1 protein-coding gene is annotated in these 677 nt (G+C 49.3%); it reads left to right on the top strand.

Annotation, left to right across the window (positions count from 1 at the left end):
* Positions 1-677: RNB domain-containing ribonuclease (locus R7R78_RS26675; protein WP_225474678.1), on the top strand; the 677-nt coding region annotated here is incomplete at both ends.

The following is a 677-nucleotide window of genomic DNA, read 5'->3' as shown; positions in this document are numbered from 1 at the left end:
GATCCAAACCATGCTGCTGCGCTCCATGAAGCAAGCGGTGTACAACGCGGACAACGCAGGCCACTTCGGTTTGGCGCTTAAGCGTTACGCGCACTTTACGTCACCAATTCGTCGTTACCCTGACTTGTTGCTGCACCGTGCTATCAAGTATTTGATCGCTAAAGAAGAAGGCCGCAACCAAGACCGTTGGACGCCAACGGGTGGTTACCATTACTCATTCGATGACATGGACTTCTACGGCGAACAATGTTCAATGACAGAGCGCCGCGCTGATGATGCAACGCGTGAAGTTGCGGATTGGTTGAAGTGTGAATACATGCAAGATCACGTCGGCGATGAGTTGGAAGGCGTGATTGCTAACGTCACCAGTTTTGGCTTCTTCGTGCGCTTGACCGATCTGCAAATCGATTGTTTGGTGCATATTTCAACGCTTGCGAGCGACTACTACCAGTTTGATCCTATTGGTCAAAGACTTATCGGTGAAAGCTTCGGTAACATCTATCGTCTGGGTGATGCGGTCAAAGTAAAAGTGCTGGCTGTTAACCTAGATGACAAGCAAATTGACTTTGAATTGGTCGAAACAAGTCGTAAGCTACGCGGCGAAGGTAAGACAGCTAAGAAACGAGCTGCGGAAGCGAAACGCAAAGCCAAAGAGAAAAAACGTGCGGCGACACGTT

The sequence above is a fragment of the Vibrio sp. 2134-1 genome, assembly GCF_033339495.1.
Note: the sequence above shows the minus strand (reverse complement) of the source record. Positions and strands in the feature narration are given on the sequence as shown.